Origin of the sequence: Micromonospora sp. RP3T (assembly GCF_003027925.1) — a bacterium.
In the GTDB taxonomy this organism is placed as follows: domain Bacteria; phylum Actinomycetota; class Actinomycetes; order Mycobacteriales; family Micromonosporaceae; genus Micromonospora.
This window is the reverse complement of sequence record NZ_PYPS01000011.1, coordinates 56926-73059: the sequence shown is the minus strand read 5'-3', so window position 1 is coordinate 73059 and position 16134 is coordinate 56926. Positions and strand designations below refer to the sequence as shown.

14 protein-coding genes are annotated in these 16134 nt (G+C 72.9%); 9 read left to right on the top strand and 5 right to left on the bottom strand.

The window, feature by feature from the left end; genetic code table 11:
• Positions 1-48 precede the first annotated feature (48 nt).
• Positions 49-1224, top strand: coding sequence for an SGNH/GDSL hydrolase family protein (locus C8054_RS11470; protein WP_233219591.1), 1176 nt, complete (start codon positions 49-51; stop codon positions 1222-1224).
• Between the two features lie 64 nt (positions 1225-1288).
• On the opposite strand, the gene C8054_RS11465 is transcribed toward C8054_RS11470, so the two are convergent.
• Positions 1289-1558: a GlsB/YeaQ/YmgE family stress response membrane protein gene (locus C8054_RS11465; RefSeq protein ID WP_107156754.1), complete on the bottom strand. Its 270-nt coding sequence runs from the start codon at positions 1556-1558 to the stop codon at positions 1289-1291.
• Between the two features lie 146 nt (positions 1559-1704).
• On the opposite strand from C8054_RS11465, the gene C8054_RS11460 reads away from it, so the two are divergent.
• On the top strand, positions 1705-2064 hold the full coding sequence (locus C8054_RS11460) for a hypothetical protein (protein ID WP_107156753.1): 360 nt from the start codon (positions 1705-1707) through the stop codon (positions 2062-2064).
• On the opposite strand, the gene C8054_RS11455 is transcribed toward C8054_RS11460, so the two are convergent.
• Positions 2061-2393 (bottom strand): YciI family protein, encoded by a 333-nt coding sequence (locus C8054_RS11455; RefSeq protein WP_107156752.1) that lies wholly within the window; start codon positions 2391-2393, stop codon positions 2061-2063. The genes C8054_RS11460 and C8054_RS11455 overlap by 4 nt on opposite strands.
• Before the next feature lie 291 nt (positions 2394-2684).
• Here C8054_RS11455 and C8054_RS11450 point away from each other — a divergent pair, with 291 nt between their 5' ends.
• Positions 2685-3776, top strand: a complete 1092-nt coding sequence (locus tag C8054_RS11450) for a cellulose binding domain-containing protein (RefSeq protein ID WP_306766811.1) — start codon at positions 2685-2687, stop codon at positions 3774-3776.
• A 98-nt stretch (positions 3777-3874) separates the two neighbouring features.
• On the opposite strand, the gene C8054_RS11445 is transcribed toward C8054_RS11450, so the two are convergent.
• On the bottom strand, positions 3875-4885 hold the full coding sequence (locus C8054_RS11445; protein WP_107156750.1) for an acetylxylan esterase: 1011 nt from the start codon (positions 4883-4885) through the stop codon (positions 3875-3877).
• Positions 4886-5004: 119 nt separating this feature from the next.
• On the opposite strand from C8054_RS11445, the gene C8054_RS11440 reads away from it, so the two are divergent.
• From C8054_RS11440 to C8054_RS11415, 6 genes are read left to right on the top strand one after another with little or no spacing between them, the layout of a single operon-like run.
• Positions 5005-5994: a sugar ABC transporter permease gene (locus tag C8054_RS11440; protein WP_233219590.1), complete on the top strand. Its 990-nt coding sequence runs from the start codon at positions 5005-5007 to the stop codon at positions 5992-5994.
• The gene (locus C8054_RS11435; protein WP_233219589.1) at positions 5991-6875 is read left to right on the top strand and encodes a carbohydrate ABC transporter permease; all 885 of its coding nucleotides are present in this window, start codon (positions 5991-5993) and stop codon (positions 6873-6875) included. Before C8054_RS11440 ends, C8054_RS11435 begins: the two co-directional genes overlap by 4 nt.
• Before the next feature lie 27 nt (positions 6876-6902).
• On the top strand, positions 6903-8546 hold the full coding sequence (locus C8054_RS11430) for an extracellular solute-binding protein (RefSeq protein WP_107156748.1): 1644 nt from the start codon (positions 6903-6905) through the stop codon (positions 8544-8546).
• Positions 8547-8552: 6 nt separating this feature from the next.
• Complete coding sequence (locus tag C8054_RS11425) at positions 8553-10097, top strand: xylan 1,4-beta-xylosidase (protein ID WP_107156747.1); 1545 nt, start codon at positions 8553-8555, stop codon at positions 10095-10097.
• Positions 10094-10777 carry a hypothetical protein gene (locus C8054_RS11420; RefSeq protein WP_107156746.1) on the top strand — a complete coding sequence of 228 codons (684 nt, stop codon included), beginning with the start codon at positions 10094-10096 and terminating at the stop codon, positions 10775-10777. Before C8054_RS11425 ends, C8054_RS11420 begins: the two co-directional genes overlap by 4 nt.
• A complete protein-coding gene (locus tag C8054_RS11415) occupies positions 10774-12891 on the top strand; it encodes an alpha-glucuronidase (protein WP_233219588.1) in 2118 nt (705 codons plus the stop codon). The genes C8054_RS11420 and C8054_RS11415 overlap by 4 nt, the downstream gene beginning before the upstream one ends.
• Before the next feature lie 10 nt (positions 12892-12901).
• Here C8054_RS11415 and manD read toward each other — a convergent pair whose 3' ends face one another.
• On the bottom strand, positions 12902-14110 hold the full coding sequence (gene manD, locus C8054_RS11410) for a D-mannonate dehydratase ManD (protein ID WP_107156828.1): 1209 nt from the start codon (positions 14108-14110) through the stop codon (positions 12902-12904).
• A 57-nt stretch (positions 14111-14167) separates the two neighbouring features.
• The gene (locus C8054_RS11405) at positions 14168-16111 is read right to left on the bottom strand and encodes a beta-propeller domain-containing protein (RefSeq protein ID WP_107156745.1); all 1944 of its coding nucleotides are present in this window, start codon (positions 16109-16111) and stop codon (positions 14168-14170) included.
• Positions 16112-16134: the final 23 nt, after the last annotated feature.

Here is a 16134-nt window from a genome sequence, read left to right as displayed (position 1 = left end):
GGACGAAACACGTGGTCGTCCGGCGGACCGGTAGGTCAAGATCGGATCATGACCCTGCCGCCCCCCTCGATCACCACGCCGATCACCGCCGACCTGCTGCGCGGCGCGCTCGACCTGGAACGCACCGCGCACGGGGTGCTGCCGCACCGGCTACCGGCCCGCGCCCGGGCCCAGAACACCGACCCTCAGGTGACGATGGCGGAGACGATGCCGTCCGGCGTACGACTGGTGTTCCGCACCCGCGCCACCGTCGTCGAGCTGGACGTGCTGCCCACCAAGATGGTCTACCGAGGTGCCCCGCCGCGCCCGGACGGCCGCTACGACCTGCTCGTCGACGGACGGCTGGCCGGGCAGGCCACCGCCGGCGGCGGCAAGGTGCTCACCATCGACCTGACCACCGGCGCCGTGACCACCGATCCCGGACCGGTCGCCGCGGTCCGCTTCGCCGACCTGCCCGCCGGCGACAAGGAGGTGGAGATCTGGCTGCCGCAGCGGGAGATCACCGAGCTGGTGGCGCTGCGCACCGACGCGCCGGTCGAGCCGGTCGGCGACCGGGGGCGGCGGGTGTGGCTGCACCACGGCAGCTCGATCAGCCACGGCTCGGACGCCGAGAGCCCCACCGCCACCTGGCCGGCGATCGCCGCCGGGCTCGCCGGCGTGGAGCTGGTCAACCTCGGGTTCAGCGGCAGCGCGCTGCTCGACCCGTTCACCGCGCGGGCGATGCGCGACACCCCGGCGGACCTGATCAGCGTGAAGATCGGCATCAACCTGGTGAACAGCGACGCGATGCGGTTGCGCGCGTTCACCCCGGCGGTGCACGGCTTCCTCGACACGCTGCGCGACGGGCACCCGGACACCCCGCTGCTCGTCGTCTCGTCGATCCTGTGCCCGATCCAGGAGGACACGCCCGGCCCGGGCGCGGCCGACCTCAGCACCGGCACGCTGCGGTTCGTCGCCACCGGCGACCCGGCCGAGCAGGCCGCCGGGAAGCTCACGTTGCGGGTGATCCGCGCCGAACTGGCCCGGATCGTGGCCGCCCGCGCCGCCGACGACCCGAACCTGCACTACCTGGACGGGCTGGCGCTCTACGGCGAGGCCGACTACGCCGAGCTGCCGCTGCCCGACGAGCTGCACCCGGACCCGGTGGCGGACCGCCGCATCGGCGAGCGGTTCGCCGCGCTGGCGTTCGGCGCGGGCGGTCCGTTCGCCGCCGACGGCTCCTGAGACGCGGGCCGGTCGGGACGCACGCGGCGTCCCGACCGGCCCGGGTGACGGCGGTGTGGTCGGGTCAGATCCGTCGCCGGCCGTAGGTGCCGGCGACGATCGCCACGCCGATCGCGGCGAAGACGACCTGGATGAGCAGCTCGATCCAGTCGACGCCGTTGGTGTCGGCCACGTCCAGCGCGCCCGCGACGGCGGTACCGAGGAGCGCGGCGACCACGCCGATGACCAGGGTGAGCCAGATCGGGATGTTCTGCTTGCCCGGTACGACCAGGCGGCCCAGCGCGCCGATGATCAGACCGATGATGATGCCGGAGATGATGCCGCCGACGTGCATGATGGCCGCCCTTCCTCAGGGGTGTGAGTCGACCGGTCAATTGCCCAGGGCAACGGAAAATGAAACCGGGTGGCGGGCTGACCGGAGCGCCGCCGGTGAGGTGGGATGGGACGGACCGGACGGCGCGGCACACCGAGGAGGACGCGATGGCACACGGCCCGGTGCTGGTGATCGGACTCGACCCGGCCCGGATCCCGGGCTGGGACCCGGCACCGGTGGTCGCCGCGATCGCACGCGGTCACGCCCGCTTCGCCGAGCACGGGATCGAGGCCGACCTGTGCCTGGTCGCGCCGGACCCGGACGCCGAACGAGAGGTCGCGGCGGCGCTGACCCGCCGGGCGTACGCCTGCGTGGTGGTCGGGGGCGGCCTCCGCAAGCACGAGCCGCTGCTGGAGCTCTTCGAGCAGGTCGTCAACCTGGTGCACCGGCACGCCCAGGGCGCGGCGATCGCGTTCAACAGCACCCCGGAGGACACCGTGGACGCGGCGCTGCGCCGGCTCGGCTAGGGCGTGTCGCGCAGCGGCCACACCTCGACGACGCCGTGGGCCACCGCGCACGGCGTCCCGGACACCAGCTCGATCGCCTCCGCCATCGACGCCGCCTCGATCACCGCGAAGCCGCCGATCGGCAGCGCCGAGGTCAGGAATGCCCCGTCGCGCACCTCGGCGCCCGCGCCGTCGGGGTTGCGCACCTGCACCGGTGGGCCGGCCATGCCCATCCGCACCCCGGCCGCCCGCAGCCGCTCGTCGTGCGCGTGGGCGGCGTCGCGTACCGCGGGATCGGTGCGGTCGTAGCCGTCCTGGTCGCCGTATCCGATGGTGATGAACGTCGGCATGCTGCGGGCCCTCCGTCGCGGTCGCGGTCCTCGACCTGCCTACCACGCCCGCGCCGCACCACGGCGCGCCGCGCCCGTCCGGGGAGATCGAAATCGATTTAGCACCATCGATTGACACCGTTATCGAAGGCTCAGTAGCGTGGGGCCGGCGGGAGTGGAGGGCACGCTCCCCGTGCGGCACGACACCGGTGTCCGGGTCCCGGTCGGCCGCGCCGCACCTCACTCCCGTTCACCGCGCGCCACGGCGACCGCGGTGACGCACGCACCGACCGATCCCCCGCGGAGGACCCGATGATCCGAAGATTTCGACTGTGGAGCGCGGCGGCCGCCGCGATGGTGGCCCTGGCCGCCGCGGCGACGATGGCCGGCGGCCCGGCGAGCGCCGAGTCCAACGGGGGCGTCCGGGTGATGCCGCTCGGCGACTCCATCACGGACGGGTTCAACGTGCCCGGCGGCTACCGGACGGAGCTGTGGCGGCGGCTGGCGGCGGACAACTACCGGATCGACTTCGTCGGCTCGCAGTTCAACGGCCCGAGCAGCCTGGGTGACCACGACCACGAGGGGCACTCCGGGTGGACCATCGCCCAGATCGACGCCAACGTGGTGAACTGGCTGCGGGCGACGAATCCCCGCACCGTGCTGCTGCACATCGGCACCAACGACATGTACGGCGACACCAGCGGCGCCCCGGGCCGGCTGGCCACGCTCGTCGACCGCATCACGTCGACGTCGCCCACGACCGAGCTCTTCGTCGCCACGATCGTTCCCAAGTCCGGCGCGGACACGCAGGTCCGCGCGTACAACGCGGCGATCCCCGGCATCGTGAAGAGCCGGGCCGACGCGGGGCGGCGGGTGCACCTGGTGGACATGTACGCCGCGCTGACCCTCGGCGACCTGGCCGACGGCGTGCACCCCAACGCCGGCGGCTACGCCAAGATGGCCGCCGCCTGGTACAACGCGCTGCGCTCGGTGCCGGGCAGCATCAGCGACAGCACGCCGCCGACCACCGCCCCGCCCACCACGCCGCCGCCCACCACTCCCCCGCCGACCACCCCGCCGCCGGCCGGCGGGTGCCGGGTGGCGTACGCGGTCAACGCCTGGAGCAACGGTCTCACCGCCAGCGTCACGATCACCAACACCGGCGGCGCGGCCGTCAACGGGTGGGCGCTGGCGTTCACGCTGCCGGGCGGGCAGACCATCACCGGCGGCTGGAACGCCTCGTACGCCCCGACGAGCGGGGCGGTGACCGCGCGCAACGTCTCCTACAACGGCACGATCGCCCCGAGCGCCTCGGTCGACATCGGCTTCCAGGCCAGCCACTCCGGCAACACCGGCAAGCCGGCGTCCTTCACCCTGAACGGCGCCCCCTGTTCGGTCGGCTGATCCCCGGTGACCCTCCGGACGCGATCCGCCGACGGACCGTACCCGCCGTCGCGACGTGCCCGGCCGCACCGGCCGGGCGCGCCGGGCGCGGCGGGAGGTCAGGTCCGCACCGGCGCGTCGGCACGCCGGAGCACCGCCTCCAGCCAGCTCCGCTGCCGCCGCACGTGGACCGCCTCCCCGCCCTCGTGGCCGTTGTACGGGTAGGTGTGCATCTCCCGCAGCGGCGGCACCGGCCGGCCGCTGGCGGCGCCGTACTGGTTGTACGCGGCGAATCCGGTGCTCGGCGGGCAGACGTCGTCCCGCAGGCCGATGCCGAAGTGCGCCGGGGCGGTGGCCCGGCGGGCGAAGGCGACGCCGTCGACGTGGGCGAGCGTGTGCCGGACCGCCGCCTCGACCTCGCGGTCGACGGCCAGGTACCGGGCGATCTCGCCGTACGGGGAGGCGTCGGTGAGCTGGACGGCCCGCAGGATGTGACACGCGAACGGCGCGGTGACCAGCACCGCGGCGAGGTCGTCGACCAGGCCGGCGACCGCCAGGGCGAGTCCGCCGCCCTGGCTGTTCCCGGCCGCGACGACGCGTGTCGCGTCGACGCCGGGCAGCGCGCGGACCGCGTCGACCGCGCGGACCGCGTCGGTGATCAGGCGACGGTAGTAGTAGTCGTCCGGGTTCAGGATGCCCCGGGTGGCGATGGTCGGACCGCCCGGGCCGCCGTGCGGGTCGGGGGTGTCGCCGCGGGCGTACCAGCCGCCCTGGCCCCGGTTGTCCATCAGCAGGTGGGCGTACCCGGCCACCGGCCAGGTCAGCCGCTCACCGGGCAGGCCCCGCCCGCGTCCGTAGCCGGCGTACTCCACCACGGCGGGCAGCGGCCCGTCGACGCCCGCGGGGCGGGTGTACCAGGCCCGCACCGGTTCGCCGTCGAAGCCGGCGAACGTGACGTCCCAGGTGTCCACCAGTCGCAGGCCGGTGGGTTCGGGCCGGACGTCGCACAGGACCGGGGTGGCGGCGGCCCGGTCGAGCGTGGCGCGCCAGAACCTGTCGAAGTCGGCGGGCTCGGGGACCGCCGGCCGGTACCGCCGGAGCTGGTCGAGTGGCAGGTCGGAGAAGGGCACGGATCCTCCACGGATGACGAGGAGATCGATCACCTTGACATCGATCAAGCGATGGCCATAAATTTCCGGAAAGCTTACGGGCCATTACCGGAATTTTCGGCCACGGTGGGAGGGCGCGAATGACATCCGTACGCTCGGATGCGCGGTTCGCCCCGACGGGGCCCGCGCCCGCGCCGCGGCCGGACCGCCGGCGTCGCGTCGGCCGCCGCCGACCCTGGCGGCGGGCGCTGCGGCGGGACTGGCAGCTCTACTCGCTGGCCGTCCTGCCGCTGCTGTTCTTCCTGGTCTTCCGCTACCTGCCGATGCTGGGCAACGTGATCGCGTTCCGGCGCTTCCGGCCCGGCGGCAGCGTGTTCGGCGAGTACTGGACCGGCCTGCGCTACTTCCGGCTGTTCTTCACCGACCCCACGTTCTGGGACGTCTTCACCAACACACTGGTGCTGGGCGCGTTGACGCTGCTGTTCTGCTTCCCGCTGCCGATCGTGCTCGCGCTGCTGCTCAACGAGGTGCGCAGCCGGGTCCTCAGGCGGTTCGTGCAGTCGGTGTCCTACCTGCCCCACTTCCTGTCGATCGTGATCGTGGCCGCGATGGTCATGCAGTTGCTGTCCGTGGACGGCACGGTGAACCAGGTGGTCGGCGCGTTCGGTGGGCAACCGGTCCCGTTCATCCAGGAGCCCGGCTGGTTCCGGTCGATCTACGTCTCCTCCGAGGTCTGGCAGACCGTCGGCTGGGGCACCATCCTCTACCTCGCGGCGCTCACCACGATCGACGGCGACCTCTACGAGGCGGCCCGGATCGACGGCGCCAACCGGTGGCGACAGACCTGGCACGTCATGCTGCCCGGGATCCGACCGACCATGATGACGTTGCTGATCCTGAACATCGGCACGTTCATGGCGGTCGGCTTCGAGAAGATCCTGCTGCTCTACAACCCGCTCACTTACCCGACCGCGGACGTCATCTCCACCTATCTGTACCGGGTGGGCATCGTCTCCGGGAACCTCAGCTACGCCGCCGCGATCGGCCTGTTCGAGGCCGTGATCGGCCTGACGCTGGTGCTGTCCGCGAACGGGATCTCCCGGCGCGCGGTGGGGACGAGCCTGTGGTGACCCCCCGCCCCACCCGGGGCTACCGCGTCTTCCAGGCGGTCAACGCCGTCGTCCTCACCGCCGTGGTGGTGGTGACGGTGTACCCGTTCCTCACCATCGTGGCGCGCTCGCTCAGCGACAACGCCGCCATCGTCAGCGGGCAGGTCAACCTCGTCCCGCGCGGGTTCAACCTCACCGCGTACCGGGTGGTGACGTCCGACCCGGCGTTCTGGATCAGCTACCGCAACACCGTCGTCTACACGGTGGTCGCCACGCTCATCTCCGTCGTGCTGACCACCTGCTACGCGTTCGTGTTGTCGAAGAAGCACCTGCGGGGCCGGACCGCGCTGGTCGGGATCGCCGTGTTCACCATGTTCTTCACCGGCGGCCTGATCCCCAACTACGTGCTGGTCACCAGCCTGGGCCTGAAGAACACCGTGTGGGCCGTCGCGCTGCCCAACGCCATCAACGTGTTCAACCTGCTGGTGATGAAGGCGTTCTTCGAGAGCCTGCCGGTCGAGTTGGAGGAGGCCGCCGCGGTCGACGGGCTCGGCACGTACGGGACGCTGCTGCGGATCGTCCTGCCGCTGTCCAAGGCGATGGTGGCCACGATGGTGCTGTTCTACGCGGTGTCGTTCTGGAACTCGTGGTTCGCCGCGTTCCTCTACATGGACCGTCAGGACCTGCTGCCGGTGACGGTCTACCTGCGCAACCTCATCGTGGGCGCGAGCGACGCCACGCAGACCGGCGGCGGGCTCGGCAGCGGCGACGACATCGTGCAGGCCGCCGCGACCATCCAGTCCGTGACCATCGTGCTGACGGTCCTGCCGATCCTCGCGGTCTACCCCTTCATCCAGCGCTACTTCGTCTCCGGAATCATGCTCGGCGCCGTCAAGGGATAGCGGTGCCACCAACCGAAGGGAACACCAATGGTCCAGCTGTCCCGCCGCCAGGTGCTGCTCGCCACCGGCGCGGCCGCCGTCGTCTCGCTCACCGGATGCGGTGACGACGGCCCCGACAAGAAGGACCTCGACCGCAACCGGGCCGGCGCGATGGAGAAGTACGGCGTCGGCGACCAGTTCCGGGCCACCGAGCCGGTCACGTTCTCGATCCTCTACAACAACCACCCGAACTACCCGCTCAAGCCGGAGTGGCTGTTCTGGTCGGAGCTGGCGAAGCGGACCAACGTCAAGCTCGACCCGGTCGCCGTGCCGCTCAGCGACTACGAGCAGAAGCGCAGCGTGCTCGTCTCCTCCGGGGACGCGCCGCTGATCATCCCGAAGACCTACCACCCGCAGGAGAACTCGTACGTCTCCTCCGGCGCCATCCTGCCGGTCAGCGACTACCTCGACCTGATGCCGCACTTCGCGGAGAAGCTGGAGAAGTGGAACCTCAAGCCGGAGATGGACACGCTCCGGCAGGAGGACGGCAAGTTCTACCTGCTGCCCGGCCTGCACGAGAAGCCCTGGCAGGAGTACACGCTCGCGGTCCGCACCGACATCCTGGAGCAGCTGGGCATCCCGTCGCCGACCACCTGGGACGAGGTCTACACCATGCTCAAGGCGATGAAGGCGGCCCACCCGGACGTCCATCCGTTCTCCGACCGGTTCGGCAAGCCCAACCCGGCCGGCAACCTGCTGAACATGCTCGCCCTGTCGCACGGGCTGCCGGGCGCCGGCTGGAACTACCAGGCCACCGCGTGGGACGCCGGCGCCGGGAAGTACGTGTTCACCGGCGCGTCGGAGCAGTACCGGCAGGTGGTGACGTTCCTGCACAAGCTGGTCGCCGAGGGGCTGCTCGACCCGGAGACGTTCACCCAGACCGACGACCAGGCCCGTCAGAAGCTCGCCAGCGGCAAGTCGTTCGTGATCAGCACGAACGCGCAGACGCTGGTGAACGACTACCGCCCGGACATCGCGAAGATCAACCCGAACGCCCGGCTGAAGAAGATCATGTTCCCGATCGGCCCGGCCGGTCCGGTCAACCCGGCGAGCCGGCTGGAGAACGGTGTGATGATCTCCAGCAAGGCGCGGGAGAACAAGAACTTCGTGGCCATGATGCAGTTCATCGACTGGCTCTGGTATTCCGACGCCGGCCAGGAGTTCGCCAAGTGGGGCGTCGAGGGCACCACCTACACCAAGGACGCCTCGGGCCGGCGCGCCCCCGCCCCCGACGTCGACATCGTCGGGCTCAACCCCAAGGGCACCAAGCACCTCCAGAAGGACTTCGGCTTCGCCAACGGCGTCTTCGCGTACGGCGGCAAGCTGGACCTGGTGCAGTCGTTCTTCTCCCCGGAGGAGATGGAGTTCCAGCGGGAGATGAACGGCCGCAAGCCGGCGCCCTGGGTGACGCCGCCGCCCGCGCCGCTGACCGACGAGGAGCGCGAGCAGACCACGCTCTGGGCGACGGCGCTGAAGGACTACGTCACCCAGAACACGCTCCGGTTCGCGCTGGGCCAGCGCCCGTTGAGCGAATGGGACGCCTACGTCACCGAACTGAAGGGCAAGAACGCGCAGGCGTACACCGATCTGGTCAACAAGGCGTACGAGCGGTACCGCAAGAACCACGGGTGACCGGCAATGCGCCAGATCGTCCCCGATCGGCCCGTCGGCCGGCTGACCGACGCCTGGCGCGCCTGCGTGGGCACCGGGCGGTTCGACCTGGCGCTGCGCCGGGACTACCAGGACTCGCTGGCGCTCGTGCAGCGCGACATCGGGTTCCGGCACATCCGCGGCCACGGGCTGTTCAGCGACGGCGTCGGCGTGCACCGGCCGTACGAGTACCGGGGCGAGCGCCGGGTGCGGCACGCGTTCACGTACGTCGACCAGGTCGTCGACGCCTACCTGGAACGGGGCGTCCGGCCCTTCGTGGAGCTGGGTTTCATGCCGTCGGCGCTCGCCTCCGGGGACCAGACCGTGTTCTGGTGGCAGGGCAACGTCACGCCACCGGCCTCCTATCCGGAGTGGGGCGACCTGGTCCGCGCCACGGTGGCCCACCTGGTCGACAGGTACGGCCTGGCCGAGGTGCGCGGCTGGCCCATCGAGGTGTGGAACGAACCCAACCTGCCCGACTTCTGGCGCGACGCCGACCAGGCCGCCTACCACCGCCTGTACGAGGTGTCGGCGCACGCGGTCAAGGACGTCGACGCCTCGCTCCAGGTCGGCGGCCCGGCCATCTCCCCCGGCGCGGACGAGTGGCTGGCGCCGTTCGCCGAGTTCGTCGCCGCCCGCGACGTGCCCGTCGACTTCGTCAGCCGCCACGCGTACACCTCCGGCCCGGCCCGGCACATGCCGTTCGGCACCCACCAGACGCTGGCCCCGGCGGCGGAACTGCTGGAGCAGTTCGCCGCGCCGCGCCGCCACCTGGCCGGCACCGCGCTGGCGGACCGGCCGGTGCACATCACCGAGTTCAACTCCTCCTACCGGCCGGACAACCCGGTCCACGACACCGCGTTCCACGCCGCCTACCTCGCGCCGGTGCTGGCCGGCGGCGGGGACCTGGTCGACTCGTTCTCGTACTGGACGTTCAGCGACGTGTTCGAGGAGGTGGGCGTGCCGACCACGCCGTTGCACGGCGGTTTCGGCCTGCTCGCCCACCGGCAGCTCAAGAAGCCCACCTACCACCTGTACGCGTTCATGGCGCGGCTCGGCGGCGACGTGCTCGCCCGCGGGCCGGACCACCTGGTCACCCGGCACCCGGACGGTCGGGTCGCGGTGCTGGCCTGGGCACCGGTCGACGTCACCGGCCGGGCACCGGCGCCGGCACGGCACACCCTGGCGCTGTCGGTCCCGCTCGGCCCGCCGGGCGCCACCTCGGCGTTCCAGCTCCGCTCGTCGGTGAGCGAGGAGGCCGGCAACGTCCGGGCGGCCTGGCGGGAGATGGGCAGCCCGCGCTCGCCCCGCCCCCGGCAGCTCGACGCGCTGCGGGAGGCCGCCGAGCCGGCCCGCAGCCACCGGGCCGTGCCGGTCGCCGCCGGGCGGGCCGACGTCGACCTCACGCTCGCCCGGCACGAGGTGACGCTCGTCGAGCTGACGCCGGTGGTGGACGAGACGCCGCCGTGGGACGACGGGCGGCTGCTCGACCCGACCGGTGAGCCGGCCCCGACCGGGGCGGAGCCGTGGTGAGCGGGCCCGGCCGGCGGGAGTTCGGCGACGGACCGCTGTCGCGGGCCGCCGCGGCCGTGCACATCCTGCTCGTCGTGGAGGTGCTGCTCCTGCTCGCCACCGTGCCGGGGCTGGTCGCGCTGGTGCTGCTCGACCGGGACGTCAGCAACCTGCCGCTGGTCGCGGTCTGCCTGCTGCCGGTCGGGCCGGCCGTCTCCGCCGCGCTGCACGCCCTGCGTCACCAGCGCCGGGACCTGACCGACCTGCGGCCCGCCGCCGCGTTCCGGCGTGCCTACCGGGCCAACCTGCCGGGCGTGCTGCGGGTCTGGGTGCCGACGCTGGCGTGGTTGACGCTCATCGCGATGAACCTGGCCCACCTGTCGGCCGCGGCCGTGCCGGCCTGGTGGGCGGTGCCGCTGGTGCTGGTCGGTGCGGGCGTCGCGCTGGTCGGGACCAACGCCCTGGTGATCGTCTCGCTGTTCGCGTTCCGCACCCGCGACGTGGTCCGGCTGGCCGGGTACTTCCTGGTCCGTACGCCCGGCGTCACGGTCGGCAACGCCGTCCTGCTGGGTGCCGCCGCCGGCGTCACCGCCGTCTTCTCCGAGGCGGTGCTCGCGCTCCTGGGCGCGGTCGGCGTGCTGGCGCTGCTCCGGATCGGCGACCCGATGATCGACGTGATCCGGAGGGAGTTCACCGCGTGAGTACCGCTGCCACGGACGACCCGGCGAGCGGCGCGGAGCCGCTGCCGGTGGAGACCACCACCTGGCACGCCGCCTGGCTGCCGCCGGAGGCGTTCCGGGCGCTCGGCACCCGGGGCGTCCTGGTGCACGGTGCCGGCCCGCTGGTGGACACCGTGCTGGACGAGGTGACGCGGGCCTGCGCCCGGCACGGCGGCCGGGTGTGGCGCTCCCCGTCCTGGGACGTCGACGCCGACCTGGTGCTCGCGCTGCGCGACGCCGGTCCGCTGGCGAACGCGACCGCCGAGGCGGTCCGCCTCGCCGCCACGCCGGCGGGAAACGGCCGGGGCGACGGCGCGCTCGGCGACGAGGGGTTCCTGATCGCCCGGTCGGCGGGCGTGACGGTGGTGCTGGCCGACGCGCCGGCCGGCCTGCTGTACGGGCTGTTCCACGTGGTCCGGCTGGGCGCGGCGGCGTTCGACGTCGACCGGCCGGCGCGGCGGCACGGCCCGGCGTTGTCCCGCCGGATGCTCGACCACTGGGACAACGTGGCCGTGCACCCGGTGTCCGGTCAGGTCGAGCGCGGCTACGCCGGCGGCTCGATCTTCTGGCGCGACGGCGCGGCGCGGCGGGACACGGCCCGGATCCGGGACTACGGGCGGCTGCTCGCCGCCGCCGGGATCAACGCGATCGCGGTGAACAACGTCAACGTGCACGACACCGAGGCGCGGCTGCTGACCGATCGGCTGGGCGACGTGGCGGAGATCGCGGACGTGCTGCGCCCGTACGGCGTGCGGGTGCACCTGGCGGTCACGTTCGCCGCCCCGGTGGTGCTCGGCGGCCTGCCCACCGCCGACCCCCACGACGACCGGGTACGGGCCTGGTGGGCCGCCGCCGCCGGGCGGGTGTACGCGCGCGTCCCGGACTTCGGCGGCTTCCTGGTCAAGGCCGACTCGGAGGGCCGGCCCGGCCCGTTCACCTACGGGCGCGACCACGCCGACGGGGCGAACCTGTTGGCCGCCGCGCTCGCGCCGCACGGCGGTGTGGTGCACTGGCGGGCGTTCGTCTACGACCACCACCAGGACTGGCGGGACCGGTCGACGGACCGGGCCCGGGCCGCGTACGACCACTTCACCCCGCTGGACGGGCGCTTCGCCGACAACGTGATCGTCCAGGTGAAGTTCGGCCCGGTGGACTTCCAGGTCCGCGAGCCGGTGTCGCCGCTGCTGCTGGCCATGCCGGCCACCCGGATGGCGGTCGAGGTGCAGGTGACGCAGGAGTACACCGGTCAGCAGCGGCACGTCTGCTGGCTCGGCCCCTGGTGGAGCGAGGTGCTGCGGTTCGCGCCCCGGGGCGACGCCGGCACGGTCGCCGACGTGGTGGCCGGCGCCCGCGGTGGCGGCCTGGCCGCGGTGGCCAGCACCGGCGACGACCCGTTCTGGACCGGGCATCCGCTGGCCCAGGCCAACCTGTACGCCGTCGGGCGGCTCGCCTGGGACCCCCGCCTGGCGCCCGACGCGGTGCTCGACGAGTGGATCGGGTTGACGTGGCCGCCGGCCACGACGCCCGACCCGGACCTGCTGCGGCGGACGCTGCACGAGATCATGGACGACTCCTGGCGCGGCTACGAGCGGTACACCGCGCCGCTGGGCGTCGGTTTCATGGTGCGGCCCGGGCACCACTACGGGCCCGACGTGGACGGCTACGAGTACACCGCCTGGGGCACCTACCACTTCGCCGACCGGGACGGTGTCGGGGTGGACCGCACCCGGGCGACCGGGACCGGGTTCACCGGCCAGTACCCGGCGCCCTGGTCGGAGGTGTACGAGTCACGCGAGCGGTGCCCGGACGAACTGCTGCTCTTCTTCCACCACGTCCCCTACGACCACGTGCTGCACAGCGGCCGCACGGTGATCCAGCACATCTACGACACGCACTTCGCCGGCGTCGAGCAGGTGGAGGCGATGCGTGAGCGGTGGCGCCGGCTCGCCGGCCTGATCGAACCGGCCGTGCACGAACGGGTGGCCGAGCGCCTCGACGAGCAGGTCCGCAGCGCCATCCAGTGGCGGGACCAGATCAACACCTACTTCTTCCGCAAGTCCGGGGTGCCGGACGCGTACGGTCGCCGCATCTGGTGACCCGGCACGGTCACCACGGGTGCACCGTGCCGTCGGTGAGCCGGTTCACCGGCAGGTAGGCCGGCGCGTACGGGAACCGGGCCGCCGCCGCCTCGTCGATGTCCACCCCGAGGCCGGGCGTCTCGGCGGGGTGCAGGTAGCCGTCGGCGAAGTGGTAGCCGTGCGGGAAGACCTCGTCGGTCTCCTCGGTGTGCCGCATGTACTCCTGGAGGCCGAAGTTCGGGATGGCGAGGTCGAGGTGGAGCGCGGCGGCCATGCAGACGGGCGACAGGTCGGTGGCCCCGTGCGAGCCGCTGCGCACGTGGTGCAGCGCCGCGAGGTCGAAGATGCGCCGCAGGTGGGTGAGCCCGCCGGCGTGCACCACCGTGGCGCGGACGTAGTCGATGAGCTGTTCCCGGATGAGCTGGGCGGCGTCGAAGATGCTGGTGAAGACCTCACCGACGGCGATCGGGGTGGTGGTGTGCTGGCGGATGAGCCGGAAGCCCTCCGGCAGGTCGGCCGGGACCGGATCCTCCATCCAGGTCAGCGCGTACGGCTCCAGGCTGCGGCCGAGCCGGGCCGCCTCGATCGGGGTGAGCCGGTGGTGCACGTCGTGCAGCAGCCGCAGGGTGGGGCCGAACTCGTCACGGACCCGGGCGAACACGCCCGGCACGTGGGCGAGGTACGCCTCGGTCGACCAGGTGGTCTCGCTGGGCAGCGCGGCGTCGGCCGGCTCGTAGAACATCTTGTCGGCGCTGACGCCGTAGGTGCGGGGCAGGCCGGGCACGCCGCACTGCACGCGTACCGCGCGGTAGCCGAGGTCGACGTAGCGGGCCACCTCGGCCAGCACCTCGTCGACGGTCTCGCCGTTGGCGTGGCCGTAGACGGTGACGCCCTCGCGGGACCGGCCGCCGAGCAACTGGTAGACCGGTAGCCCGGCGACCTTGCCCTTGATGTCCCAGAGCGCGGTGTCCACCGCCGCGATCGCGCTCATCGTGACCGGTCCGCGTCGCCAGTACGAGCCCTGGTAGAGGTACTGCCAGGTGTCTTCGATGCGGGCCGGGTCGCGGCCGATCAGCAGCGGCACCACGTGGTCGCGCAGGTAGGACGCGACGGCCAGCTCCCGACCGTTGAGGGTGGCGTCGCCGACCCCGGTGACGCCCTCGTCGGTCACCACCTTGAGGGTGACGAAGTTGCGGCCGGGGCAGGTCAGGATGACCCGAGCATCGACGATCCTCATCATCAGGACATTAACAGACATCCATGGTCGCGGCGGGACGGCGGCCCGCCGGCCGGGTCAGGTCGTCGACACCCAGGCCACCGTCCGCATGGTGGTCGGTGCGGTCGCCTTCAGGCCGGTGTCGGAGACGGTCCAGAGCACCCCGTCGACCACCAGCGACCGGCGGACCGGCGTCCACTCCGCACCGTCGCCGAGCGACGGCGGATGGTCGATCGTGCCGGCCACCGTGAACCCGTCGTCGCCGACCCGCAGCGCCAGCATCCCGGTGGCCGGTGCGGCCCGGCCAGCCGCCCCGCCGGCCCGGTCGGTGACCACGCCCGGCCGGTTCACCGGCAGCACCACCAGGCGCTCCGGCGCCCAGTAGAGGAACGCGTGCGGGTCGGACTCCGCGTCGGACCAGCCCCGCGCGACGTGGTGCCGGGCGATCCGGGTCGGCCGGGCCGGGTCGGCGACGTCGAACAGCGACACCTGGGTGCCCAGGACCTGCCCCCTGTCGGTCGCCTCCTGCCCGACCCCGAGCAACCGGCCGTCCCCGGCCGGATGCAGGTACGACGAGTACCCGTTGATCTTCAGCTCGCCGGTCACCCGGGGCGCGACCGGGTTCCGCAGGTCCACCGCGTACAGCGGGTCGGTCTGCCGGAACGTCACCGCGTAGCCGGTGGGGCCGAGGAACCGCACCGCGAAGATCCGCTCGCCGCGGCCCAGCCCGGTGACCTGGCCGACCCGGGTGAGCGTCGGGCCGTCCGTCCGCAGCACGTAGACGCCGGAGGTGGACCTGTCCCCGCGGCCCCACCGGTCGCCGGTGGTGGTGGCCACCCGCAGGTGCCCGTTCCACTCGGACAACGCGTACTGGTTGATCAGCCAGCCCGGCACCGAGCCGGACGCGACGTGACGCGGGGTGCGCCCCGTCAGGTCGAACTGGTAGATCTCGGTGCCGCCGTCCGCCCCGCCCGACGACGCCAGCGGCATCCGCCGGCGCTTGTCGTTGGTGAGATAGAGGCGAGGACCGCTGCTGTAGACCGTGTCGCCGTCGGCCGCGACGGTCACCGGGTCACCGATGCCGAGCGTGGACGCGCCGAGATCGAAGCTGAGCACGGTCACCATCGCGGTGCCGGAGAAGCCGGTCGGCCGGCTCACCCGGTCGCAGTCCACCCGCCCGGTGGCGGTGCGGCCGCCCTCGCGAACCTCGTACCGGGGCAGCCAGTCGTCGATCGTGGCCCGGTCGACGACGGCGCGGTTGGCGGCCGTCCGCTGCGCGTCGCTGCCCCGGGCCGGCGCGGGGAAGGCCAGCCGGGGTGTGGAGCGGACCACCACCCGGGCGGTCGCCCCGACCTGCCGCGCGTCGACCATGCTGCCGTCGATCCGGTAGTCGCCGAGGATCCGCGGCGCCTCGGCGAGGTCGACCAGGACCAGCCGGGCCTGCGGCTCGTCCGGGGCGGGCCGCCCCTTCGGCGCGGCGGACTTGGCCACCCGGCGGGCCGGGAGCAGCACGAGCGCCCGGTCGCCGTGCAGCAGCAGGCTGGTGTCGCCACGGGCGAACCGCTCCCCGACCGTCGGGTCGATCGCCAGCCGGCCGGTCAGCCGGCGACTCGCCGGATCCACCACGGAGAGCACGCCCCGGGTCACCGCGACGATCCGCCGGCCGTCGGTCTTGACCAGGTCCGGCTCGTCCACGCCGGCCTCGTGCACGGTGGTGCCGGAGAAACCGGCCGTGGGCGCGCTCGCCGCGTCCTTCGCGGCGGCCGGTCCGGCGGCCCGTTCGACGATGAGCCCGCCGTCGCCGCCCACCCCGAGGCCCCACGGACCGACCGCTGGCCGCGCCGCGGCCCGGAGCTGCCGCAACGCCTGCTCACAGGAGTCGAATGCGACCAACCGCAGCCCGCCGGCCGACCCGCCCCGGTCCCGGGGCGGCGGCGCGGCCGACGGTGCGGCGGTGCAGCCGGCGAGGGTCAGCGCGACGACCGTCGCCCATCCGACGGTTCGGGTTCTGCCACCAGTCATGAGCTCTCAGACGTGGCCGTCCC